At 73.7% G+C, this 22,978-nt stretch carries 20 protein-coding genes; 12 read left to right on the top strand and 8 right to left on the bottom strand.

What is annotated here, in order from left to right; all coding sequences use genetic code 11:
* Positions 1 to 22: 22 nt before the first annotated feature.
* On the bottom strand, positions 23 to 889 hold the full coding sequence (locus tag PV343_RS09690; RefSeq protein ID WP_319146418.1) for a universal stress protein: 867 nt from the start codon (positions 887 to 889) through the stop codon (positions 23 to 25).
* Between the two features lie 190 nt (positions 890 to 1,079).
* Here PV343_RS09690 and PV343_RS09685 point away from each other — a divergent pair, with 190 nt between their 5' ends.
* Genes PV343_RS09685 through PV343_RS09675 form a run of 3 tightly spaced genes read left to right on the top strand, consistent with a single transcriptional unit; the run spans position 1,080 to position 4,587 of the window.
* A complete protein-coding gene (locus PV343_RS09685; protein WP_319146417.1) occupies positions 1,080 to 2,759 on the top strand; it encodes an FAD-dependent oxidoreductase in 1,680 nt (559 codons plus the stop codon).
* A complete protein-coding gene (locus PV343_RS09680; RefSeq protein WP_319146416.1) occupies positions 2,756 to 4,240 on the top strand; it encodes an ATP-binding protein in 1,485 nt (494 codons plus the stop codon). Before PV343_RS09685 ends, PV343_RS09680 begins: the two co-directional genes overlap by 4 nt.
* Positions 4,237 to 4,587, top strand: a complete 351-nt coding sequence (locus tag PV343_RS09675; protein ID WP_133920494.1) for a UBP-type zinc finger domain-containing protein — start codon at positions 4,237 to 4,239, stop codon at positions 4,585 to 4,587. Before PV343_RS09680 ends, PV343_RS09675 begins: the two co-directional genes overlap by 4 nt.
* Positions 4,588 to 4,596: 9 nt before the next feature.
* Here the strand turns inward: PV343_RS09675 and PV343_RS09670 are convergent, their stop codons facing one another.
* Both PV343_RS09670 and PV343_RS09665 read right to left on the bottom strand, forming a co-directional pair.
* Entirely contained in the window at positions 4,597 to 5,835 is a 1,239-nt protein-coding gene (locus PV343_RS09670; protein ID WP_319146415.1) for an SGNH/GDSL hydrolase family protein, read from the bottom strand.
* A 200-nt stretch (positions 5,836 to 6,035) separates the two neighbouring features.
* The gene (locus tag PV343_RS09665) at positions 6,036 to 7,799 is read right to left on the bottom strand and encodes a M4 family metallopeptidase (RefSeq protein WP_319146414.1); all 1,764 of its coding nucleotides are present in this window, start codon (positions 7,797 to 7,799) and stop codon (positions 6,036 to 6,038) included.
* A 337-nt stretch (positions 7,800 to 8,136) separates the two neighbouring features.
* Between PV343_RS09665 and PV343_RS09660 the strand changes: the two genes are divergently transcribed.
* The 9 genes from PV343_RS09660 to PV343_RS09620 all read left to right on the top strand — a co-directional run bounded on the left by PV343_RS09660 (position 8,137) and on the right by PV343_RS09620 (position 17,721).
* On the top strand, positions 8,137 to 9,336 hold the full coding sequence (locus tag PV343_RS09660) for a serine hydrolase domain-containing protein (protein WP_415923473.1): 1,200 nt from the start codon (positions 8,137 to 8,139) through the stop codon (positions 9,334 to 9,336).
* Positions 9,337 to 9,429: 93 nt separating this feature from the next.
* Positions 9,430 to 10,107, top strand: a complete 678-nt coding sequence (locus tag PV343_RS09655; protein WP_319146412.1) for an AIM24 family protein — start codon at positions 9,430 to 9,432, stop codon at positions 10,105 to 10,107.
* A 151-nt stretch (positions 10,108 to 10,258) separates the two neighbouring features.
* Positions 10,259 to 11,299: a tetratricopeptide repeat protein gene (locus PV343_RS09650; protein ID WP_319146411.1), complete on the top strand. Its 1,041-nt coding sequence runs from the start codon at positions 10,259 to 10,261 to the stop codon at positions 11,297 to 11,299.
* The gene (locus PV343_RS09645; RefSeq protein WP_319146410.1) at positions 11,296 to 12,327 is read left to right on the top strand and encodes a polyprenyl synthetase family protein; all 1,032 of its coding nucleotides are present in this window, start codon (positions 11,296 to 11,298) and stop codon (positions 12,325 to 12,327) included. Before PV343_RS09650 ends, PV343_RS09645 begins: the two co-directional genes overlap by 4 nt.
* Before the next feature lie 82 nt (positions 12,328 to 12,409).
* Complete coding sequence (locus PV343_RS09640; RefSeq protein WP_319146409.1) at positions 12,410 to 13,378, top strand: threonine/serine dehydratase; 969 nt, start codon at positions 12,410 to 12,412, stop codon at positions 13,376 to 13,378.
* A gap of 198 nt (positions 13,379 to 13,576) precedes the next feature.
* Positions 13,577 to 15,415, top strand: a complete 1,839-nt coding sequence (locus PV343_RS09635) for a protein kinase domain-containing protein (RefSeq protein ID WP_319146408.1) — start codon at positions 13,577 to 13,579, stop codon at positions 15,413 to 15,415.
* Between the two features lie 49 nt (positions 15,416 to 15,464).
* Positions 15,465 to 16,436 carry an LLM class F420-dependent oxidoreductase gene (locus PV343_RS09630; protein WP_319146407.1) on the top strand — a complete coding sequence of 324 codons (972 nt, stop codon included), beginning with the start codon at positions 15,465 to 15,467 and terminating at the stop codon, positions 16,434 to 16,436.
* Positions 16,437 to 16,549: 113 nt separating this feature from the next.
* Positions 16,550 to 16,978, top strand: a complete 429-nt coding sequence (locus PV343_RS09625) for an SsgA family sporulation/cell division regulator (protein ID WP_319146406.1) — start codon at positions 16,550 to 16,552, stop codon at positions 16,976 to 16,978.
* Between the two features lie 74 nt (positions 16,979 to 17,052).
* On the top strand, positions 17,053 to 17,721 hold the full coding sequence (locus PV343_RS09620) for a DUF2238 domain-containing protein (protein WP_319146405.1): 669 nt from the start codon (positions 17,053 to 17,055) through the stop codon (positions 17,719 to 17,721).
* Here PV343_RS09620 and PV343_RS09615 read toward each other — a convergent pair.
* From PV343_RS09615 to PV343_RS09595, 5 genes are all read right to left on the bottom strand, one after another.
* On the bottom strand, positions 17,718 to 18,251 hold the full coding sequence (locus PV343_RS09615; protein ID WP_319146404.1) for a DUF6328 family protein: 534 nt from the start codon (positions 18,249 to 18,251) through the stop codon (positions 17,718 to 17,720). The genes PV343_RS09620 and PV343_RS09615 overlap by 4 nt on opposite strands.
* A 52-nt stretch (positions 18,252 to 18,303) precedes the next feature.
* Positions 18,304 to 19,287 (bottom strand): aldo/keto reductase, encoded by a 984-nt coding sequence (locus PV343_RS09610; RefSeq protein ID WP_319146403.1) that lies wholly within the window; start codon positions 19,285 to 19,287, stop codon positions 18,304 to 18,306.
* Between the two features lie 211 nt (positions 19,288 to 19,498).
* The gene (locus tag PV343_RS09605; protein ID WP_319146402.1) at positions 19,499 to 20,089 is read right to left on the bottom strand and encodes a TetR family transcriptional regulator; all 591 of its coding nucleotides are present in this window, start codon (positions 20,087 to 20,089) and stop codon (positions 19,499 to 19,501) included.
* On the bottom strand, positions 20,086 to 21,582 hold the full coding sequence (locus PV343_RS09600; RefSeq protein ID WP_319146401.1) for an MDR family MFS transporter: 1,497 nt from the start codon (positions 21,580 to 21,582) through the stop codon (positions 20,086 to 20,088). The genes PV343_RS09605 and PV343_RS09600 overlap by 4 nt, the downstream gene beginning before the upstream one ends.
* A gap of 66 nt (positions 21,583 to 21,648) precedes the next feature.
* Positions 21,649 to 22,893 (bottom strand): FAD-dependent monooxygenase, encoded by a 1,245-nt coding sequence (locus tag PV343_RS09595; protein ID WP_319146400.1) that lies wholly within the window; start codon positions 22,891 to 22,893, stop codon positions 21,649 to 21,651.
* Positions 22,894 to 22,978: the final 85 nt, after the last annotated feature.

The following is a 22,978-nucleotide window of genomic DNA, read 5'->3' as shown; positions in this document are numbered from 1 at the left end:
CGGGCCGCGGGCCGTGGCCGGGTCACTCGTGCGGGACGACGGCCACCGGGCACGGAGCGTGGTGCAGGACGCCGTACGCGACCGAGCCGATGCGGGTGCCGACCGCCGTGCGGCGCGCCCGCCGTCCGACGACCAGGAGCTGCGCCTGCGCGGCCGTCTCCAGCAGCACCTGCCCCGCGCTGCCCATCTCGACCTGCTCGGCCACCGGAACCTCGGGGAAGCGCTCACGCCAGGGTGCGAGCGCGTCCGCCAGGGCCTGCCGCTCGTAGGGCTGGAGGCCGCCTTCGTCGTCCAGCAGCTTGAGCGAGCCGGGGCTGTAGGCGAACACGGGCGGCAGCGTCCAGGCACGTACCGCCCGCACGGCGGCGCCCCGCGCGGCCGCCGTCTCGAACGCGAACCGCAGGACGTCCGCACTGTCCTCCGGACTGCCGTGCTGGCCCACGACCACGTCCCGCCCGGCCGCCTCGGCGGCGGGCCGGTCCTCGGCGCGCACCAGCACCACGGGACGGGCCGCCTCGGTGATGACGTGCTGCCCTACGGAGCCCACCAGGAACCCGACCACGCGGCCGTGTCCCCGCGAGCCGAGCACCAGCATCTCGGCCTCCGCCGCAGCGCCTGCCAGCGCCCGGGCGGCCCCGTCCTCCAGCACGTCCACGGCCACCTCCAGCTCCGGGTGCCGCCCGGAGACGGTGCGCACGGCCTCCCGCACCCCTTGCGAGGCCCAGCCGTGCTGGGTGCCCCGGTCGGCCGTGGCCAGCGACTCCTCGTAGCGCCACACGTGCACCACGCGCAGGGGCAGCCTCCGCCGTACGGCCTCCCTGGCCGCCCAGTCCAGCGCCGCCAGGCTCTCCTCGGTACCGTCCACCCCTGCCGTGATCGGGCGTGTCATGCGTCGGGCCTCCTCGTTCTCCGCTTTCCCGCTGCCAGTCTTCACCACGCGGGGGACCGGGTCCTTCGGGCCGGGTGCCCGCCCTGTACCGGAGCGGACCCGGGCGATCGAACATACGATGGGCGGGAACCGGTGCGGTGGGCCCAGCGACACCGCGCCGCGGGAACCGATCGCTCGGGGTGGGAGAGGCATGGCACAAGCCGCCGCCGACACAGCGCGGACCGTCATCCTGACCGTGGACGACGACCCGGGGGTCTCCCGCGCCGTCGCCCGTGACCTCAGACGGCGCTACGGCGAGTCGTACCGGATCGTGCGCGCCGAGTCCGGCGAGTCGGCGCTGGAGGCGCTGCGCGAGCTGAAGCTCCGCGGCGACCTGGTCGCCGTGATCCTCGCCGACTACCGGATGCCGCAGATGAACGGCATCGAGTTCCTCGAAGAGGCCCTGGACGTGTACCCGGGGGCGCGCCGGGTGCTGCTGACCGCGTACGCGGACACCAACGCGGCGATCGACGCGATCAACGTCGTCGACCTGGACCACTACCTGCTCAAGCCGTGGGACCCGCCGGAGGAGAAGCTCTACCCGGTGCTGGACGATCTGCTGGAGGCTTGGCGCACCAGCGCCTACCGGCCCGTGCCCAGCACCAAGGTCGTCGGGCACCGGTGGTCGGCGCGCTCCTCGGACGTGCGCGAGTTCCTGGCCCGCAACCAGGTGCCGTACCGCTGGTACTCGGTCGAGGAACCGGAGGGGCAGCGGCTGCTGGCCGCCGCCGGGCAGGACGGGCAGCGGCTGCCGCTGGTGATCACCCCGGACGGCACGGTGCTGGTCGAGCCCGAGGCGCCCGAACTGGCCGCGCGGGTGGGCCTGGCGACGATGCCGACGGCCGACTTCTACGACCTCGTCGTGATCGGCGGCGGCCCGGCCGGGCTCGGGGCCGCCGTCTACGGGGCCTCGGAGGGGCTGCGCACGGTGCTCGTGGAGCGCTCGGCGACCGGCGGCCAGGCCGGGCAGAGCTCCCGGATCGAGAACTACCTGGGCTTCCCTGACGGCGTGTCCGGTGCCCAGCTCACCGACCGGGCGCGGCGGCAGGCCGCCAAGTTCGGCGCCGAGATCCTCACCACGCGCGAGGTGACGGCCCTGGAGGTGAACGGGGCGGCGCGGGTCGTGCGGTTCGCGGACGGCTCGGCGATCGCGGCGCACAGCATCATCCTGGCGACGGGCGTGCAGTACCGGCAGCTGGAGGCCCAGGGCTGCACCGACCTGACCGGCTGCGGGGTGTTCTACGGCTCGGCCCTGACGGAGGCGTCCTCCTGCCAGGGACACGACGTGTACATCGTCGGGGGCGCCAACTCGGCCGGGCAGGCGGCGATGTACCTGTCCAGGTTCGCCAAGTCGGTGACGCTGCTGGTGCGCGGCGCCGACCTGTCGGCGTCGATGTCGCACTACCTGATCCAGCAGATCGAGGAGGCGCCGAACATCGCGGTGCGCAGCCACACGGTGGTCCACGCGGCGCACGGGACCGACCGCCTGGAGCGCCTGACGCTGCGCCACGTGGCCGGCGGGGAGACCGAACAGGTCGAGGCGCAGTGGATGTTCGTGTTCATCGGCGCGGCCCCGCTGACCGACTGGCTGGGCGACACGGTGGTGCGCGACGGCCGCGGGTTCATCCTGGCCGGGCCCGACCTGACCGCCGACGGACGGCCGCCCGCGGGCTGGGAGCTGGACCGGCCGCCGTACCACCTGGAGACCAGCATTCCCGGCGTGTTCGTCGCGGGCGACGCGCGCGCCGAGTCCGCCAAGCGCGTCGCGTCCGCCGTCGGAGAGGGAGCCATGGCCGTCATGCTCGTCCACCGGTATCTGGAGCAGTCATGAGCGGGCAGGTGATGCCGTGCAACCCCCAGGAGATCGGCTCCCTGTTCCTCTTCGAGAAGCTGGCGCCCGAACAGCTCGGGCGGCTGTGCAGCGAGGGCCGGGTGGAGCTGTTCCAGCCCGGTCAGGTGTACACCGAGGGTGACCCCGCCACCTGTTTCTTCGTGATGGTCGAGGGCACGGTCGTGCTGTCGCGGCGGGTGGGCAACGACGACGTGGAGGTGACCCGGACCTCGCAGCGGGGGGTGTACGCGGGTGCCATGCAGGCGTACCTCGGGGACCGGGTGCGCCAGGTGTACAACAACTCGATGCGGGTGACGGAGCCGACCCGGTTCTTCGTACTGCCCTCGGACACCTTCGCCGAGGTCATGAGCGAGTGGTTCCCGATGGCCGTGCACCTGCTGGAGGGGCTGTTCTGGGGTTCGAAGAGCACCCAGGCGGCGATCGGGCAGCGGGAACGCCTGCTGGCGCTCGGCTCGTTGTCCGCCGGGCTCACGCACGAGCTGAACAACCCGGCGGCGGCCGCCGTCCGGGCCACCGCCACCCTGCGGGAGCGGGTGGCGAAGATGCGGCACAAGCTCGCCGTCATCGCCGAGGGCCCGTTCTCCCGGGACGCGCTGGCGAGTCTGATCGAGATCCAGGAGCGCACCGCCGAGCGGGTCGCGAAGGCCCCGGCGCTCAGTCCGCTGGAGGCCTCCGACCGGGAGGACACGCTCACGGACTGGCTGGAGGACCACGGCATCGACCACGGCTGGCAGCTCGCGCCCACGTTCGTGCAGGCGGGGCTCGACGTCGACTGGCTGGAGCAGGTCGCCGCCGCGGTGGACGCGGAGATCCTGCCGGGCGCGGTCGGCTGGCTCAACTACACCGTCGAGACCGAGCTGTTGATGAACGAGATCGACGACTCCACCACCCGGATCTCGCACCTCGTCGACGCGGCCAAGCAGTACTCGCAGCTGGACCGGGCGCCCTACCGGGTGGTGGACGTCCACGAACTCCTCGACAGCACGCTGCTGATGCTGTCCGGCAAGATCGGCTCGCGCATCCAGGTGGTCAAGGAGTACGACCGCACGCTTCCGCAGGTCCCCGGCTACCCGGCGGAACTGAACCAGGTGTGGACCAACCTCATCGACAACGCGGTGTGCGCCATGAACGGCGCGGGCGGCGAGGGCACGCTGACCGTGCGGACGGCGCTGGACCACGAGCGGGTGCTGGTCGAGTTCCGTGACACCGGGCCCGGGGTGCCGCCGGAGATCAGGAGCCGTATCTTCGACCCGTTCTTCACCACCAAGCCGGTCGGCCAGGGCACCGGTCTCGGCCTGGACATCTCCTGGCGGATCGTCGTCAACAAGCACCACGGCACGCTGCAGGTCGAGTCGGTGCCCGGCGACACCCGGTTCCAGGTGCTGCTGCCGCTGACCGCCGAGGTGCCGGCCGAGGTGCCGGCCGAGATGTCCGCCCCGACCCCCGAGGAGGCAGCATGAGCGACGAGTCCGCGATCGACCCCGGGGTGCCGCCGAGCGGCACCGGGTGCGTGGAGTGCGAGGAGGCCGGCGGCTGGTGGTTCCACCTGCGCCGGTGCGCCAGCTGCGGCCACATCGGCTGCTGCGACGACTCTCCCGCCAAGCACGCCACCGCCCACTACCGGGAGACGGGGCATCCGGTGATCCGCAGCTTCGAACCCGGTGAGGCCTGGTTCTGGAACTTCGCCACGGACGAGCTGTACGCCTCGGGCCCCGAACTCGCCCCACCGGAGTGCCACCCCGCCGACCAGCCCGCCCCCGGCCCGGCGGGCCGGGTACCGGCGAACTGGGCGGAGACGCTGCGCTGAGGGCACCGGTCAGCGCCGGCAGTCGAGGCTGCGCGTGGGGACGGCGTCGGCCAGGGCGCGCATGCCCTGGTCGTCGAGGTGCAGGTGGTCGCCGTTGTCGAGGTGAGGCCTGAGCCGTGCGGGGTCGTGGGGGCTGCGCAGGGCGCGGTCGAAGTCGGCGACCGCGTCGAACTCCCCACTGGTGCGCAGGAATCGGTTGACGTCGCGGCGTACGGCCTCGGCGGCCGGGTCCCATTCGGGCCAGCTCTTGAACGGGGTCACGGTCGCGACCACCAGGCACTTGCCGGCCGCGTGCACCCGCCGGGCGATGCGCCGGTATCCGGCGATCAGGTCGGCCGCGGTGACGCCGGTGTGGGCCTTGAGGTCGTTCACGCCCTCGAAGAGCACGACGGTGCGTACGCCGGGCAGCGAGAGGACGTCCCGGTCGAGGCGGTGCAGGGCGCTCGGTCCGGAGCCGTCGGCGAGCACCTTGTTGCCGGAGATCCCCGCGTCGGCGACGCCCCTGACCGTCGTACCGGCTGCTCGGCTCAGACGTCTGGCCAGGTAGTCGGGCCAGCGCCGGTCCAGGTCGGTGCTGGACTGCCAGCCGTCGGTGAGGGAGTCGCCGAGCGCCGCCACGGCGCCGGTGGCGCGGTCCGCCGGGCGCACGGAGACGGCGTCGAGGTACCACCAGGAGCCGGTCGTGCGCCGCCAGGCGGCCGCGCCCTCCCCTGCGCTGTGGTCGCCCTGGGCGAGGTACGACGTCTGCAAGGCCATCCCGTGACCGGTGGCCGGTCCCGCCGCGTCCGGGGTGTGCACGCTGACGGCCAGGTCGACGGCGGCGGGGACGTTCCCGGGCAGCGGGTCGCTCCACACGAGCGCGCCGGCCGGGACGGTGACCGTACGGGATCCGGAGAAGGTCAGCGGGCGGTTGCTGCCCGGACGCAGTGCGGCGCCCCGGGCCCGCAGCCCGGCGTAGACGCTGTCGAAGGTGAGCGGGCGGTCGCCGAAGGCGTTGGACAGGCGCACGCGCAGATCGGTGCCGCCGACGCTGGTGCGTACGACGAGCCGGTAGCCGCGGTCGGCGCCGCCGTCGCCCGGTCGGTCGGCGCTCGCCGCCCAGGTGACCACCCCGGAGCCGGCGGGGGCGGGGACGGCCGGGGCCGGCCGGGCGGGCGGTGCGGTGGCCCGGGCGGGTACGGACTCGCAGGCCAGGGAGAGCAGCAGGACGGCGGCGACGCGGCACACGCACCGCACCCGGCCGTTCACCGGTGGTCTCCCCTGACGGTGACGGACCCGCCGGGCTCCGGGCGGGCCGTCCGGGACGGGCCTGCGTGTTCCACGGAGGCCATCGTCCCGCCGATGCCGCGCGGGCGCACCTCCGCCCGCGCCCGGCCGGGTCGGGCCGGACGCGCGGATGCCCCGCACGGGGCGGGGCATCCGGTGGAGCGGTGTGGTGCTGCCGTCCGTCAGTGGCGGGCGGCCGGCGTGTTGGCGGCGGTCACGTTGACCGCGGCCCACGCCTTGTCCACCGTCTTGTACTCGGTGCTGGTGGCCCCGTACAGGTCCTTGGCCGCCTTCAGCGTCGCGACACGCGCGTCGTGGAAGTCGGTGGTGGAGACCATGTAGCGGGTCAGCGCACGGTAGAAGATGGCGGTGGCCTTGGTGCGGCCGATGCCCTTGACCGTGACGCCGTGGAACGTCGGCGAGTTGTAGTTCACGCCGTTGATCGTCTTCTTGCCACTGCCCTCGGCGAGGAGGTAGTAGGCGTGCGAGGAGACGCCGGAACCGGCGTGCACCTCGGTGTAGTACGTGTCCGTCGACCAGTAGTCGACCGTGCCCTCGAGCTTGTCGAGCGAGGGGTGGTCGAGGCGGCGCAGGAACTTCTGGTCCAGGCCCAGCTTCTCGCCGATCAGGTAGTCCGGCGTGTCCTTGGTGTTCTTCGCGTAGAACTCCACGTTGGAGCCGAAGATGTCCGCCAGGGACTCGTTGAGCGCGCCGGGCTCGCCGTACTGGTTGCCGCGGTCGTCGACGAAGGTCGGCTCCAGCTTCGCGGTCGCCTCCACCACGCCGTGGGTCAGCTCGTGGCCGGTGACGTCGAGGACGACGAGCGGCTTCTTGAAGACGCGGCCGTCACCGTCCCCGTACAGCATGCAGTTGCAGGTCGGGTCCCAGAACGCGTTGCCGACCTTGCTGCCCCAGTGGACCATGCCGCGGGCAGCCTTGGAGTTGTTGGCTATGCCCTTGCGGTTGAAGGTCTTCTTGTAGAAGTCCAGCGTCTTGGTGATGCCGAACTGGGCGTCGGCGGCGGCGCTGGCCCGGCTCGTGGTCTTGCCGTTGCCCCACACGTCGGTGGTGTTGGTGAACTTCGTGCCGGAGCCGAAGCTCTCCGTCTGCCGGCCCTTGGCGTCCCGGACCTCGGTGCCGTAGCGGGTCGGGTCCTTGAGCTGGTAGTGGCCGCGCGAGGTCGCCGTGGTGGTGAGACCGACGTTGCCCACGAAGAGGGTCTTGCCGGTGCCGTGGGCGGTGGCCGGGTAGCTCGTCGCGCCGGAGGCGCCCGAGCCGACCAGGCCGGCGGAGCCGGAGGCGGAGACGGTGCCGGTGGCCGGGTCGGCCGTCTCGCCGCGCTTGCGCAGCGTGTCGATCAGCTTCGGCGACAGGAACTCGTCGGCGACGGGGGTGTTGCTGCGCACCTTGCCGGTGACGGCGTCGACGACGACGGTGCTGGCGGTGCCCTTGTCGGTCACCGTCACCTGGTAGGCCAGGGCGGCGGCGCCGTCACGGGCGTCCAGGACGAGCTGGGCGCTGCTCGCGTCGCCCTTGGCGGCCTGGGCGGCCTTCGCCGCGGCCTGACCGGCGGTCAGCTTGGCGCTGGTCGCGGCCGGCTTCACGGCGTGGCCGGCGGCGCGGGTGACACCCGCGTAGGCCAGCTGCCGGTTCAGGTGGACGACGAGGTCGCCACCGAGCACCGGGAGTCCGTTGTGCGTACGGACGAAGCGGACGTGACGCGCGCCCTCGGGGTCGAGGAGCACGTCCTGGGCGTGGAGTTCGTCACCGTGCGAGACACCCGTCGCCGAAGCGTGGGCGAAGGCCGCGGTGCGCGCCGCCTCCACCACCACCGTGGCGGTCGAGGTGGCGGACGCGGCGGACCGCTCCACCCCCGTGGAGGGACCCGCGAAGGCCGTACCGGCCAGGCCCGTGGCAGCCGTCGTCACCGCGACGGCGACCGCCACGGTACGTATGTGCGGTCTACGCAATCTGATCAGGGTTCCTTCGTTCGAAGGCAGTCGGAAGCACCAACCGCCTTGAGACGTGGCCCTGTTGAGGGCCACCGGGAGCTGGTCTGGCCCCCGGGGGGTAACCCTTACGGATCAGTCATGCGCACGTAAAGCCGGAATGATCCATTTCGCGGGTTTCTATGACAATCCTTTACATATGCCTGCCACTGGGTGATCACCCGCCGACCCACCGTGTGTCGGCTGTGGAGACGCCGTCCCCATCCCCTAGGTTCCCAGGCCGGAATGTGACCCATGTCGCATCAAGGACCGCCGGAACGGACGTGGAAAGCAGATGATCTCATCAATGGTGGGCAAGAGTGCGGTACTCGGGACCATCGTGCTGTCCCTGTTCGCGGTCCCGGCCCGGGCGGCCGGCCCGCACACCAACCCGGAGGCGTCGGCGACACTCCCGGCGCCCGACGCCACCGGCATGGTCCAGGTGCTGCGCACAGCGGTGACGCAGGGCGCGCCCGGAGCGCTGGCCGAGGTCGACGACGACGGCAGCAGCTACCGGCTGGCCCGCGGTGTGGCCGACCGCGGCACCCGGCAACTCATCAGCACCGACGACCACTTCCGCATCGGCAGCGTCACCAAGACGTTCTCGACCGTGGTCCTGCTGCAACTGGCCGACGAGCGCCGGCTGGACCTCGACGCCCCGGTCGACCGCTACCTGCCGGGGCTGCTCCCTGACGACCGGATCACGGTCAGGCACCTGCTGAGCCACCGCAGCGGCCTGTACGACTACACCAACGACATGTTCGCCCGGAGCGTCACCGGCTTCGAGGCGGTGCGCGACAAGGTCTTCACCTACGGGCAGCTGGTCCGGCTCTCGCTCGCCAAGCCCCGCACCAACGAGCCCGGCGCGGCCTACGCCTACTCCAACACCAACTTCGTCGTGGCGGGCATGCTCATCGAGAAGCTCACCGGACACCCGGTGAAGACCGAGTACGACAACCGCATCCTGAAGCCGCTGAAGCTGACCGACACGTTCTACGTCCACCCCGACACCCGGATCCCCGGCCGGTACGCCCGCGGCTACCTCACCCCCGACACCGCCGGTGCCCCGCTGGTCGACGCCACGGCCCAGACCGCGTCCTGGGCGCAGAGCGCGGGTGCCCTCATCTCCAGCGCCCGGGACCTGAACACCTTCTTCTCCGCGCTGCTGGGCGGCAAGCTGGTGTCCCCGGCACGGCTCGCGGAGATGGAGCGCTTCACCCGGGTCGACGCGAAGACGTCGTACGGCCTCGGGCTGCGCCGCCGCGACCTGTCCTGCGGTGTCTCGGTGTACGGCCACACGGGCGCGGTCCAGGGCTACTACACGTACGCGTTCGCCACGAAGGACGGCAGGCGCAGCGTCACCGCCGCGGCCACCACGTCGAACAACGGCAAGGTGCTCACCACGTTGGCCGGCGTTCTGGAGTCGGCGTTCTGCGGCAAGCAGGCCAGGTCCCGGAGTCTCCCCGCGGCCGGGACACGGGACCTGACCCAGTAGCGGCGCGGGCGGCGGCGCACCGGGCGGGCGTGACGGAACCGGGACATGACGTGATCTTGGCGGAACGGCACCGTCCGGGACACGATGCCCCGCATGAAGGGTGATCTCTTTTCCAGTCAGCACATGGTCGCGCCCGCCGTCGAGCCGGGGATGTCCGTCGAGAACGCCAAGTGCATCAAGTACGCGGTCAGCGGCGAGATGTACGCCCGTCAGGGCGCGATGATCGCGCACCGCGGCAACCTGCAGTTCGAGCGCAAGGGCCAGGGCGTGGGCGGCATGCTCAAGCGCGCGGTCACCGGCGAGGGCCTGCCCCTGATGGCGGTCCGCGGCCAGGGCGAGGTCTGGTTCGCGCACGAGGCGCAGAACTGCTTCATCGTCGAGGTGGAGCAGGGCGACCAGTTCACCGTCAACGGCCGCAACGTCCTGTGCTTCGACCCGTCGTTGTCGTACGAGATCAGGACCGTCAAGGGCTCGGGCATCGCCGGCGGCGGCCTGTTCAACAGCGTGTTCAGCGGACAGGGCCGGCTCGGGCTGGTGTGCGAGGGCAACCCGCTGGTCATACCGGTGTCGGCGCAGCAGCCGGTCTACGTCGACACGGACGCGGTGGTCGGCTGGACCGCGCACCTGCAGACCTCCCTGCACCGCTCGCAGTCGATCGGCTCGATGCTGCGCGGCGGTTCCGGTGAGGCGGTGCAACTCATGCTCCAGGGCGAGGGGTTCGTCGTGGTGCGGCCGAGCGAGGCGACACCCCAGAAGGCACAGCAGCACTGACCCGCCCCGCGCGGTGATCCGCGCGAGGCAACCCCGCAGTCCGTTCCCGCGTCTTGTCCGACAGCAGACCGAGCCCTGGCCCCCTGGGTCAGGGCGTGCTTTCGGCGTGCTATACACGCTGTGTATACACGTCGTGTATAGAAAGGTACGCATGTACGGCAAGGCTTTCGCCCCCGAGTACCAGGGCGCCCTGACCACCCTGTCCGTGAACTCCTCGCTGACCGACGTGCTCGCCGAGGGCACCGAACGGCTGCGCGAGGCCGAGCGTTCGGGCAGCCCCGGCGAGGCGGCCCGCTGCGGGCTGGCCGTCGCGGAGGCGCACCGGCGGCTCGGCCGGGTACAGGACGCCGACCGGGCCTGGAAGGCGAGCTACCGGGCGGCCCGCGAGGCCGGGGACACGGCCGCGATGGCCTGGGCGCTGTGGAGCGGCGGCACCCTCGCCCGCCAGCGCGGGGCCTTCCCGCTGGCCTGGCGGCTGCTCGGGCTCGCCGCCGAACTCGGCGAGCGGGGCGGCGACGTGGTGGTGCGCGGCTACTCGCTCGCCGGACTCGCCGAGACCGGCCGCATCCAGGGCGACTACGCCGCCGTGGCCCGCCTCCACGAGCAGTTGCTGGCCGAGGCCCGCAGGCGCGGGGAGGCCCGGCACACCGTGTGGGCGCTGGAGGGCATCGCCCAGATCCACCGCAACACCGGCGACCACGACCGGGCGTACGCGCTCTTCGCGGAGGCGGCGGAGATAGCCGAGCGGGCCGAGGACCGGCGCGGGCACGCCTGGGCCCTGCGCGGGCTCGCCGACGTCCTCTCGGTCCGCGACGGGGACACCGAGCGGGCGCTGGAGCTGCTGGCCCGGGCCGAGGAGTCCTGCCGGGCGATGAACCTGTCCAGCGCGCTCGCCTACAACCACAAGATGCGCGGGAACGTGCTGTACCGCGCGGGCCGTTACCCCGAGGCGCGGGACCTGTACCGGCTGGCCCTCGAGGAGTTCCGCGCGATGAGCGAGCCGCGCGGTGAGGCGCTGTCCCGCCTCGGACTCGCCAAGTCGCTGGCCCGCCTCGGCCACGACCGCGCCGAGACGGCGGCCGAACTCGCCGATCTGGCGGGCATCCTGGAGCGCTGCGGGCTGCGGCACGCGCGGGAGATGGTGGCCCGTGCCCAGGAGGAGTTCGGCCTGGTGGCGGAGGCCGTACGGTGACCGCCCTCCCCTCGGCGGTGCAGGCACCGCCCCTCGCGTCCGGACTCCTCGACGACTGCCGGGGACTGGTGCGGCCCGCCCTCGCCGAGGCGGTGGGGCGGCTGCACCCGTGGGTGGCCGAGATGGCCGGGTACGCGTTCGGCTGGTGCGAGGTCGGCGGCGCTCCGGCCGACGCGTCCGGCGGCAAGGGCGTACGGCAGGCGCTGGCGCTGCTGGGCGCGCGGGCGGCCGGGGCCGACGCACGGGCCGGGGTCCCGGCGGCGGTCGCGGTGGAGCTGGTGCACGCCTTCTCCCTGCTGCACGACGACATCATGGACGGCGACGCGACCAGGCGGGGCCGCCCGGCCCTCTGGCGTGCGTACGGCACCGGTCCCGCGGTGCTCGCCGGGGACGCGCTGTTCGCCCTGGCGGTGGAGACCCTCGCGACGGCGCCCGGCGGCCCTGGCGCGGTGCGGCTGCTGTCCGCCGCGCTGGCCGACCTGGTCCGCGGGCAGGCCGACGACCTGCTGTTCGCCGCGCGGCCCTGGACGGGTCCGCAGCGGGTGACGCCCGAGGAGTACCGGGTGATGGCCGAGCATAAGACGGGCGCGCTGCTCGGCTGCGCGGTGGCGCTGGGCGCGGCGCTCGGCGGGGCGTGCGGGCCGGACGTGGCCGCGCTGGACCGGGCCGGGCGCCATCTGGGCGTCGCCTTCCAGCTGGTGGACGACGTGCTCGGCCTCTGGGGCGACCCGGCCGTCACCGGCAAGCCGGTGGGCGGCGATCTGCGCGAGGGCAAGAAGACCTTCCCGGTCCTGGCCGCCCTGGGCTCGCCCACCGCCCGTCACCTGCCCGCGCTGCTGGCCGGACCGGACCGCGCCGAGGAGGCGGCGGCGCTGGTCGAACAGGCCGGCGGCCGTGCCGCGGCGCTGGCCGAGGCCCACGCGCACACCGTCGCCGCACGGGCCCTGCTCGCCCGGCCGACGCTGGCCGCCGGACCCGTCGCCGAGCTGCTGGGACTGCTCGACCGGCTGGCCGAGCGCCCCTGGTGAAACGGTGTTGACCCGGGCCGGTCCGGCGGGTCAGGGTGCAGGCGGTGCGGTCCCCAGCCCCGCGCCGGGAAGGTGAACCACCTTGATCGGCATCTCGGACATCGAAGCCGCCGCCCGGCGGATCGCCGGACACGTCGTACGGACGCCGACGGTACCGAGCCCGGGGCTCACGACGCTGCTCGGTGTCCCGGTCACCGCCAAGCTGGAACTGCTCCAGCGCACCGGCTCGTTCAAGGCGCGCGGGGCGACGGCCAAGCTGCTGTCGCTGAGCGAGGCCGAGCGGGCGGCCGGCGTGGTCGCGGTCAGCGGCGGCAACCACGGCGTCGCCCTCGCGGTGATGGCGGCGGCCCTCGACGTGAAGGCGACCGTGGTCATGCCGCGCACCGCGCCGGCCCGCTCCATCGAGCTGGTCGAGGAGGCCGGGGCGTCGCTGCGGCTGACCGACGGCATGGGCAGCGCCTTCGAGCTGGTGCTCCGGCTGCGGGACGAGGGGCTCACCCTGGTCCACCCCTTCGACGACCCGGTCGTGGTCGCCGCGCAGGGCACGGTGGGCCTGGAGCTCGCCGAGGATGTGCCGGACGGCGACGAGCCGACGGACGTGCTGGTCAGCGTCGGCGGCGGGGGCCTGATCGCCGGAGTGGCGGCCGCACTGCGGGCCCGCCGGCCGGACGTGCGGGTGTGGGGTGTGGAGACGGAGGGCGCCGAGGCCATGGCCGCCGCGCTGCGGGCGGGTGGTCCGGTGCAGGTCCCGGTGTCCTCGCTCGTCACGACGCTGAGTGCGCCCTCGGTGTCCCGGCTGACCTACGACCATGTGTCGGCGCTGGTCGAGGAGGTGCTGGTGGTGCCGGACCGGGAGGCCGTGCGGGGCTGCCTCGACCTCGCCGACCGGGCCAAGCTGTGGACGGAGCCGGCCGCCGGCTGTCTGGTGCCGGCGGCCCGGCAGGTCGTGGAGCGGGTCGGCGACGGCGCCCGGCTGGGGTTCGTGGTGTGCGGCGGGAACACCACCCCCGCCGAGCTGTTCGGCTGGGCGGACCGCTTCGGGCTGCTCTGAACACGTCCCCCCACCCCATGTTTACCGTCGGTTACCCGCAGGTGGATCCCGGCCCGCACATCCGTTCCCCAAACCCCCTGACCACCGCAGGTTTTGAATAAAAGGCAAGAAGCGGGCCCGAGTTGAAGATTCTTTGAACGCACCCCCACGGGCCGCGCGTACCTCTGGGAAAGGACGAGTCGGGGGTTTCAGCGAGGTATGACCATGGTCGAGCCGCACGTCCACCCATCCGGGCCGGTGGCCGGCCGGTACCGGCTGCTCGAGGTCGTCGCGCGGGAGACGAACCGTCTGTGGTGGCACGCCGAGGACGTGACGGCGCACCGGCCCCTGCTGGCGTCGCAGGTCGCCCTCCCGGCGGACTGCGACGCCGACACCCTGCGCCGCGCCACGGCCCGGGTCGTGCGCACCTCGGAGATCATGCGGCTGCTGTGCCCCGGCCGGGTCGCCACCGTGGTGGACGCCGTCGTGGAGGCGGGCGACCTGTGGACGGTCGCCGAGCGGATCGACGGCACCCCCCTGAGCGAACTCCTCGACCGGACGGGCCCGTTCGGCCCGGCGCGGGCGGCGCGGATCGGCCTCGACGTGCTCGACGTGCTCCAGGCCGCCCACGACGAGGGCATCACCCACGGCGAGCTGAGCCCCGGCCAGATCTTCGTCCCGGACTCGGGCCCGGCCGTCGTCGCCGGGTTCGGTCTGGCGGGCACGACCCTGGTGCCGAGGCTCACCGCGCCGTCGTACGCCTCGCCGGAGCAGGCCCGCGACGAACGCATCGGGCCGGCCGCCGACCTGTGGGCCCTGGGCGCCGTCCTCTACACCTCGGTCGAGGGACGCCCGCCGTTCCGCGACCGCGGCCGGCCCGACGCCACCCTGCGGGCCGTGGACCGGCTGCCGCTGCGCGCCCCGCTGCGCACCGGCGAACTCACCCAGGCCGTGCAGGGCCTGCTGCGCAAGAACTCCCGGGAGCGGCTGACCCGGCCGGTGGTCCGCGCGGCACTGACCCGCGCCCTCGACGACGACACCGCCACGGACCCCGCCCCCTCCCCCGCGCCGGAACCGGCGCCCGCACCGCCACCGGCGCCCTGGCCCGATGCCGCGACCGCACCGAGGCCGGACGCTGCGGCCGCGCCCTGGGCCGACGACGCACCGGGGCCCTGGACCGGCGACGCGCCCACGCCCTGGCCCGATGGCTCACCCGCGCCGTGGCCTGATGCCTCGGCCGAGCCCTGGCCCGAGACCGCGGCCGCCGCCGAGCCCGACGACGGCACCCCCGGGCCGCACGGCGGGCACACCGCACCGCGGTGGCGGAGGACGGGCCGCGGGCGCCGGCTGATGGCGGTCGGCACCGCGCTCACTGTCGTCACCGTCGCCACCGCCGTGCTGGCCGCCACCCACCACCTGCCCGGTCTCTCGGCCGGCGGGACGGCCGGCCGGCCCGGCGCCGCCTCCGCCCCGCCGGCCGAGGGCACCGCGCGGCACACGCCCGGCCGGAGCGCCGGACCCGGCCCGTCCACCACCCCGGGCCCGTCCACCACCCCGGGCCCGTCCACCACCCCCGGCGGGGCCGCCGCCCTCCCGGCCGGCTACCGCCGCTACACCGCTCCCGAGGGCTTCTCCGTGGCGTTGCCGGACGGCTGGAAGCGGCTGAGCACCGTGCGCGCCTCCGCACTGGTCTACCGCGTCACCTTCGGTACCGGAGACGACTCCCCGGCCCTCGCCGTCACCCACAGCGACCGGGTCGGCCCGGACCCGGCCGCCGTGTGGCGCGACGACGTGGAGCCGCAGCTCAGGCGGCTCCCCGGCTACCAGCGGGTGGCCGGTGCGGTGCCCACCACCTACCAGGGGCACCGGGCCGCCGACCTGGAGTGGCTGTCCGGGACCGGGGACGCGCGGGCGCACACCTTCGGCCGCGGTTTCCTGCTCGGCGGCGGACAGGGCTTCTCCCTGCGCTTCACCACACCGGCGGCGGCCTGGGACACCGCCGCGAACCGCCTGGCGCTGCGGACCTTCCTGGGGACCTTCCGCCCGGCCGGGGGCTGATCCGCACGGCCGGCCGTTTTCGGTCCCGCAGGCCGGGGACTCGCCTCCCATGGTGCAAATCGGATACACGATGATGACCGAGCAGGCCGGTCCCCGTGACCTGGTGGACCACGTGGTGCGGGCCGAGGAGGTGGGCTTCGACTTCTCGGTGACCTCCGACCACTACTTCCCCTGGCTGCGGGCTCAGGGCCACGCCCCGTACGCGTGGAGTGTGCTGGGCGCCGCCGCGCAGGCCACGTCGCGGATCGGGCTGATGACGTACGTGACCTGCCCGCTGATCCGCTACCACCCGGCGGTCGTGGCGCAGAAGGCGGCGACCATGCAGTTGCTCGCCGAGGGCAGGTTCCGGCTCGGGCTGGGCGCCGGCGAGAACCTCAACGAGCACGTGGTCGGCGGCGGCTGGCCCCCGGTGGACGTCCGCCACGAGATGCTCGAGGAGGCCGTGCACATCATCCGCTCCCTGTTCGAGGGCGGGCACGTCACGCACCACGGCACGCACTACGACGTGGAGTCGGCCCGGCTGTGGGACCTGCCCGACGAGCCGACCCCGATCGGCCTCGCGGTCTCCGGCGAGCGGTCCTGCAAGCTCGCCGGCGAGCTGGCCGACCTGGTCATCGCCACCGAGCCGAAGAAGGGACTGCTGGACGCCTTCGACCGGCACGGCGGGACCGGCAAGGGGCGAGTGGGGCAGCTGCCGGTGTGCTACGACCCGGACCGGGAGACGGCGGTGAAGCGGGCGCACGCCCAGTTCCGCTGGTTCGGCCTCGGCTGGAAGGTCAACGCCGAGCTGCCGCACCCCGACTCCTTCGAGTCCGCCACCCAGTTCGTGACCACCGACGACGTCGCCTCCTCGATCCCCTGCGGCGACGACCCGGACGCCTTCGTGGAGGCCGTGCGCCCCTACGCCGAGGCCGGGTTCGAGGAGATCGCCCTGGTGCAGATCGGCGGCGACTCGCAGCCTGAATTCCTCGACTGGTCGGCCAAGACGCTGCTGCCCGCCCTGCGGGAGGCGCTCGGCTGACCCGTGAGGCCGCGCCGGGGCCCCGCCCCCGGAAATTCAGTCGGCCGGGTGAGCATTGCTGGCGTGAAGGGGGTACTAGAGGGCTCTATGCCGATCGTCTCGGAGGCCTTCGCGTGAACCCATTCGTGCACAGGACGCTGGTGGTACAGCTCCAGGCCGGCGGTACCGGCCGGTGTCCGGTGCTCGCCCACCTGAGTTACGACGCCGACGACCCGTTCGCCGTCACCGTCGTGTTCGGTCACGACGGCCATGTGCTGGCCCGCTGGCGGCTGGACCGGGAGATGCTCGGCGACGGCTTGGTGGAGAGGGTAGGCGTCGGGGACGTGCGGCTGCGCCCGGTCGACACCGGCATGTCGCGCGAGCTGCGCATGGAGTTCCTCGGCGACACCCGCCCGGACGGCGGCCGGCACCACGCGGTGGTGTTCGCCTGGGCGCCCGCCGTCGCCGCGTTCCTGCGCGCGACGCACCAGGTGGTGGCGCCCGGGCAGGAGGAGGTCCCGGTCGACGAACTGCTCGCGGACATCCTCAGCGGGGCTGAGTAGCGGTACTCATGCCCGCGCCCGACGGCCGGCACCACGATGGGGTTCCTTCGACGCCGAGGCCAAGGAGCCCCGCCATGACCGCAGCGCACTCCCTCGCACCGTCCCTGCCACGCCGCGTGCCACCCGCCGTGTTCGCGGGCGTGGCCGCCGTGGGCCTCGCCGTGTCGGCGTGGGACGTGCGCGACCGCACGACCTGGTTCCTGGAGACGTTCTGGGCGCTGGCCGGGCTGCCCCTGGTGGTGCTGCTCTGGCGGCGTTTCCCGCTCACCGGGCTGCTGTGCGGGCTGCTGGCCGCGCACACCCTGGTGCTCGCGGTCGGCGGTCACTACACGTACGCGCAGGTGCCGGCGGGTGACTGGGCGCGGGACGCGTTCGGGCTCTCCCGCAACCCGTACGACCGGTTCGGGCACCTCATGCAGGGCTTCGTCCCGGCCGTCCTGGTGCGCGAACTGCTCACCCGTACCTCGCCGCTGCGCGGCAGCCGCTGGCTGGCCCCCCTCACCGTGTGCGCCTGCCTCGCCTTCAGCGCCTTCTTCGAGCTGCTGGAATGGGCGGCCGCCGAGATCGGCGGGCACGGCGCGGACGCCTTCCTCGCCACCCAGGGGGACGTGTGGGACACGCAGTGGGACATGCTCTGCGCCCTGATCGGCTCGGTGCTGTCGCTGCTGGTGCTGAGCAGGGTGCACGACCGTCAACTCGCGGCCCTGGAGGCTCGCGCCGCCGCCCGGCGCCCGGCCGCCTAGTGGTGCGGTTCGGCGGGCCGGTCCGGCCGGGCGGGCGCCTCGTGCGACCCGCTGGTGTGCCGCCGACGTGCCCACAGGGGAAGGCCGTACCAGCACACCAGGTACCAGGTGACCACCCCCGCGACCAGCCAGGGCACGTAGGGGTCGTGCGTGGCCACCCGCAGGATGAGCAGCAGGGACGAGGTCATGGTGGCGAGCAGCAGGAGCAGACCGACGAACGTCATCCGGGAGGCCAGCCGCACCGCCTGCGGCTTGACCCGGCGGCCCGCGACCAGACGGTGCAGCGAGACCGGGCCGATGAGGGCGCCCGTCGCGCAGGCGCCCAGCACGACGGTCACGATGTAGATGACCTGGTCGAGATGGGCGAGGGTGGCGTACTTCGCCTGGAAGACGACGGTGAGCAGGAACCCGAAGAGGATCTGGACGCCCGTCTGGGCCACCCGGACCTCCTGGATCAGCTCGACCCACATCCGGTCGGCCCGCTCCTCCTCCGTCTCGTCGCGCCCCGTGCGCCGTCCCTCCTGCGTCATGCGGTGCGTGTAACCGTCGGGACGTTCGTTCAAACGGTTGGTGCTCCGGGCCTCACCAGCGGTGCTCGACCTGCTCCTTGATCCGCCGGTCGTACAGGTCGCGGATCGCGGTGAACGTCTCCTCGGGCAGCGGCGGCAGTTTGGCGGCGGCCGCGTTGGCGCGGGCCTGGTCCTGGTTGCGGGCGCCGGGGATGACCGTGGTGACGCCGGGCTGCTCGATGATCCAGCGCAGCGCGAGCTGGGCCGGGGTGAAGCCCTCGGGGGCGAGCGCGGCGAACTCGGCCGCGGCCTCGACGCCGGTCGCGTAGTCGACCCCGGAGAAGGTCTCGCCCTGGTCGAACGCCTCGCCGTGCCGGTTGTAGGTGCGGTGGTCGTCGGCGGCGAAGACGGTGTCCTTGGTGTACTTGCCCGACAGCAGTCCGGACGCGAGCGGCACGCGCGCGATGATGCCGACGCCCGCCTCACGGGCCGCCGGGAGCACCTCGTACAGGGGCTTCATGCGGAACGGGTTCAGGATGATCTGCACGCTCGCCACGTTCGGGCGGGCGATCGCCGCGAGCGCCTCGGCGCAGGTCTCCACGCTCACGCCGTACGCGGCGACGCGCTGCTCCTCCACCAGGGTGTCGAGGGCGTCGAACACCTCGTCGGAGGAGTAGACGGGGGTCGGCGGGCAGTGCAGTTGCACGAGGTCGATGCGGTCGACGCCGAGGTTGCGGCGGGACCGGTCGTTCCAGGCGCGGAAGTTGTCCAGGACGTAGTTGGCGGGGAGCTGCTCCACCCGGCGGCCCATCTTGGTGGCCACCAGGACGTGCAGGTCGGGCCGGCTGCTCAGGAAGGTGGAGATGGTCGACTCGCTGCGCCCGTCGCCGTACACGTCGGCCGTGTCGAAGAAGGTGACGCCCGCCTCGGCCGCCGCCTCGAGGACGGACTCGGCCTCCTTGTCGTCCACGGCGCCCCAGTCGGCGCCCAGCTGCCACGTGCCGAGACCGACGACCGATGCCCACTGACCCGACCTGCCGATTACGCGTTCGTCCATGGCGCCAGTGTGTCATCAGGGCGCGCCTGACGCGGAACGGGGCGCTCCGCCGGAGCACCGGTGCGTCGCCCGCGCGGCCGGATGCCCTGCCCCGCCGGCCCGCCGGCCCGCCCGTCCGCGCGTCCGCGCGCGCGGGCCGGCGCCGGGTCCGGGGGCACGGGTGGGCGGGGTGGGTCCGGGGGGAGAGGCCGGAGGGACGGTGGAGGCCCGGTCAGGGCGTCAAGTGCGCCTGCACGAGGGGGCCGTAGCGGTCCGCGATGGCGTCGGTGCCGGTCTCGCGCAGATGCGGCCCGCGCGCGATGCCGTACATGACGCCGAGGCCGAGGAGTGCGGCGACGGCGAGTTCCGCGCGCAGGCCCGCCTCGGGGCCCGGGAGCCGGCCGGCGAGGCGTTCGGTCACCTGGGCGCGGAAGTTGGCCCGCAGGACGTCGCCGTGGTCGCCGTGCAGGGGGGCGAAGGCGATGCGCAGCAGCGGGTCGGCGCCGCGCTCGCGCTGGCTGGCCAGCACGTGGCGGACCATGTGCCGGCCCAGCTCCTCCAGGGGTGCGTCGAGCAGGTCGTCGGCGTCGGTGTCGAAGGACATCACGCGGGCGAAGAGGGTGTCCTTGTTGCCGAAGTACTTCAGGATCAACGGCGGGCTGACACCGGCCCGTTCGGCGACGGCGCGCAGGGTGATGTCGGCGTGCGCGTGCCGGGCCAGCAGGTATCGGGCCGCCTTCAGGATGGCGGTCTTGGTGGCCTCCGCGTCGCGGCGGCCCGTGGCGGTCGGCGCGGGACCGGACGGAGTGCTCACGGCACTCATGCTCCCTCCATCGCCCCGTCGCGCGCGCCCCGGGTGGCGCCCCGGGCCGCCCGGGTGTCGTCGGAGGGCCGGTCGCCCGGGATCGACAGGGCCGCGGCGCAGGCGGCCAGGGCGACCGCGCCGGCCATCGCGAACGCCAGCAGGTAGCCGTGCAGCGTGGGCACCGCGAGGCCGCCGAGCGGGCTGCTGTGGTGCACGAGGACGGCGGCGACGGCGGCGCTGGAGGTCGCCTGGCCGATGGTGCGCATCAGGACGTTGACCCCGTTGGCGGAGGCGGTCTGGCCGGCCGGGACGGCGCGCAGGATCAGGGTGGGCAGCGCCGAGTAGGCCAGGGTGGTGCCGGTGGCGACCACGGTGGCGCCCAGGATGATCATCCACAGGTCGCGGCTGTCGGCGATGCGCAGCGCGTAGCCGCAGGCGATGACGGCGGCGCCGAGCGCGAGGGTGATGCGGGGGCCGCGCGCCGCCGAGATGCGGGCGGACAGCGGTGAGAAGAGCAGCATGGTGACGCCGCCGGGCAGCAGGCACAGGCCGGTGGCGACGATCGAGAGCCCGAGGCCGTAGCCGGTCGCCTTCGGCGCCTGGACGAGCTGGGCGGTCACCAGCGAGTTGGCGTAGAAGGCGAACCCGGTGAGCAGGGCGGCCACGTGGGACAGGCCGACCCGGGGCCGGGTGACCAGGCGCAGGTCGACGAGCGGGCGTGGGGTGCGCAGTTGCTGCCACCACCACAGGGCGAGGACCGCGACGGCCGCGCCGAACAGGCCGAGGACCCGCGGGCTGCCCCAGCCCCAGGTGCCGCCCTGCGAGACGGCGAGCAGCAGGCAGGTGAGGCCGACGGCGATGCCGAGCGCGCCGGGCACGTCGAAGCGGCCCGGTTCGCGTACGGGCGACTCCTTGACCGCCCACCAGGTGGCCGTCACGCCGGCCGCGCCGAGGGCGCTTGTCAGCCAGAACATGGTGTGCCAGTCGGCGTACTGGACGACGAGCGCGGCGAGCGGCAGGCCGAGGGCGGCGCCGATGCCGACCGTGGAACTCATCAGGGCCACCGCCGAACCCCGCCGCTCCGGCGGGAGTTCGTCGCGCAGGATGCTGATCGACAGCGGGACGACGGAGGCGGCGGCGCCCTGCAGCGCGCGGGCCGCGATCAGCACGGCGATGTCGGAGGAGAGCGCGCACATGACCGAGCCGGCGGTCATCAGCACGAGGGCCGCCGTGAGGACGCGGCGCTTGCCGTACATGTCGCCGGCCCGGCCGAGCACCGGGGTGAGGACCGCGCCGGAGAGCAGGGTCGCGGTGACCATCCAGGAGACCGTCGCCGCCGAGGCCCCGGTGAGCCGGGGCAGGTCCGGCAGGAGCGGGACGACCACGGTCTGCATGACCGCCATGAGAATGCCGCCCGACGCCAGCACCGGAATGGTGAGGCGGTCCCGCAGGGGGAGCGCCTCCGGGGTGGTGCCGGGCGGCGGTGATATCGGGGCGGGATCCTGGTCCATCGACGCTCCTGCGGGCAGCACGGAATGGCGGTGAATAACAATTCGCCTTATCCGGTGAATGACCATTCACCAAGGTGGCCGGGGCGGTGTGCGCCCGTGCCGGCCACGCTCGTCCGCCGACCGGGACTGGAGGGCGCGGGCGACCCGGGGCCCGAGCCGGCGCTTGATCGTGCGCAGGGCGTCGACCCGGCCGGCGGCCTTGTCGAGGCCGTAGTAGAGCTGGGGCGGGACGTACGGCAGCAGGGGCGAGTGGCGCTGGCCGAGCAGCGCGAACATGCGGTGCGGCGGCAGGTCGATGTAGCGGGGCAGGTCCTCGTACCAGCGGGCGCTGTGGCGGGCCGCGCTCTGCGCGCCGAGCAGTTCGGACCGGCGCCGGTGCTCGTACGCGGCCAGGGCGTCGGGCAGGCCGGTGTGCTCGCGCAGGGCGGCGGCCAGGCCCATGGCGTCCTCCAGGGCGAGGGTGGTGCCGGCGCCGATGGAGTAGTGGGTCGTGTGGGCCGCGTCGCCGAGCAGGACGAGGTTGCCGCGGTGCCAGGTGCGGTTGGTGAGGGTGCGGAACCTCGGCCAGGGCAGGGGGCCGCCGGCCGGGGAGCGGCCGGTGAGCGGGTGGCCGTCGAGGATCTCGGCGAAGTGTTTCTCCAGCAGTGCGAGTGCCTCGCCCTCGTCCGCGCGGTCCAGGCCGAGGCCGGTGAGGGTCCGCGGGGAGCACTCCACCACGCAGGTGCTCCGCCCGTCGCCGCAGGCGTAGCCGTAGGCCCAGATCCAGCCGTGGCCGGTCTCGGCGAAGGCGAAGGTGAAGGCGTCGAAGACCTTGCCGGTGCCGAGCCAGGCGTAGTGGTTGCGGCCCTCCTGGAGCCGGGCGCCGAAGTGGTCGGCGTGCCGGGTGCGCAGGGCGCTGTGGACGCCGTCGGCCGCCACGACGAGGTCGGCCTCCGGCAGGTCGTCGGCCGTGACCTCGGACCCGAACTCCAGCCGCACCCCGAGGGAGCGGGCGCGGTCGGCGAGGATCGCGAGGAGGCGGTGGCGGCTGATGCCGTGGCCCTCGTCGCCGGGCTGCCGGGTGACCTGGCCGCGCACATGGGCCACGCCCTGGTTCCAGTGCACCGAGTGCTCCGCGACGGCGCGGGCGGAGTCGGGGTCGTGGGTGTGCAGCCGGTCGAGCAGGGCGCGCCAGTAGGTCACGCCCCAGCCGTAGGCCGAGCCCTCGGGGTCGCGTTCGTGGACGGTGACGTCGTGGGCGGGGTTCTGCCGCTTGAGCAGGATGGCGAGGTACAGGCCCGCCGGGCCTCCCCCGACACAGACGACCTTCACGCGTGCACCCTTCCCGCTCACCGAACGTGCCCGAACGGCACCGCACGGTAGCAGGGGACGAGGAGGCGGCGCGTGGCTCCGGGAT

The organism is Streptomyces sp. WI03-4A (assembly GCF_033792105.1).
Taxonomy (GTDB): Bacteria; Actinomycetota; Actinomycetes; order Streptomycetales; family Streptomycetaceae; genus Streptomyces; species Streptomyces collinus_A.
The sequence above is the reverse complement of the archived record's forward strand: the minus strand, read 5'-3'. Positions and strand labels throughout refer to the sequence as shown.

What these genes read in the sequence shown, in the direction of transcription:
- PV343_RS09690 (WP_319146418.1), bottom strand. Translation starts at nt 889, where the DNA reads ATGACACGCCCGATCACGGCAGGGGTGGACGGTACCGAGGAGAGCCTG.
- PV343_RS09685 (WP_319146417.1), top strand. Translation starts at nt 1,080, where the DNA reads ATGGCACAAGCCGCCGCCGACACAGCGCGGACCGTCATCCTGACCGTG.
- PV343_RS09680 (WP_319146416.1), top strand. Translation starts at nt 2,756, where the DNA reads ATGAGCGGGCAGGTGATGCCGTGCAACCCCCAGGAGATCGGCTCCCTG.
- PV343_RS09675 (WP_133920494.1), top strand. Translation starts at nt 4,237, where the DNA reads ATGAGCGACGAGTCCGCGATCGACCCCGGGGTGCCGCCGAGCGGCACC.
- PV343_RS09660 (WP_415923473.1), top strand. Translation starts at nt 8,137, where the DNA reads ATGATCTCATCAATGGTGGGCAAGAGTGCGGTACTCGGGACCATCGTG.
- PV343_RS09655 (WP_319146412.1), top strand. Translation starts at nt 9,430, where the DNA reads ATGAAGGGTGATCTCTTTTCCAGTCAGCACATGGTCGCGCCCGCCGTC.
- PV343_RS09650 (WP_319146411.1), top strand. Translation starts at nt 10,259, where the DNA reads ATGTACGGCAAGGCTTTCGCCCCCGAGTACCAGGGCGCCCTGACCACC.
- PV343_RS09635 (WP_319146408.1), top strand. Translation starts at nt 13,577, where the DNA reads ATGACCATGGTCGAGCCGCACGTCCACCCATCCGGGCCGGTGGCCGGC.
- PV343_RS09630 (WP_319146407.1), top strand. Translation starts at nt 15,465, where the DNA reads ATGGTGCAAATCGGATACACGATGATGACCGAGCAGGCCGGTCCCCGT.
- PV343_RS09620 (WP_319146405.1), top strand. Translation starts at nt 17,053, where the DNA reads ATGACCGCAGCGCACTCCCTCGCACCGTCCCTGCCACGCCGCGTGCCA.
- PV343_RS09615 (WP_319146404.1), bottom strand. Translation starts at nt 18,251, where the DNA reads ATGACGCAGGAGGGACGGCGCACGGGGCGCGACGAGACGGAGGAGGAG.
- PV343_RS09610 (WP_319146403.1), bottom strand. Translation starts at nt 19,287, where the DNA reads ATGGACGAACGCGTAATCGGCAGGTCGGGTCAGTGGGCATCGGTCGTC.
- PV343_RS09605 (WP_319146402.1), bottom strand. Translation starts at nt 20,089, where the DNA reads ATGAGTGCCGTGAGCACTCCGTCCGGTCCCGCGCCGACCGCCACGGGC.
- PV343_RS09600 (WP_319146401.1), bottom strand. Translation starts at nt 21,582, where the DNA reads ATGGACCAGGATCCCGCCCCGATATCACCGCCGCCCGGCACCACCCCG.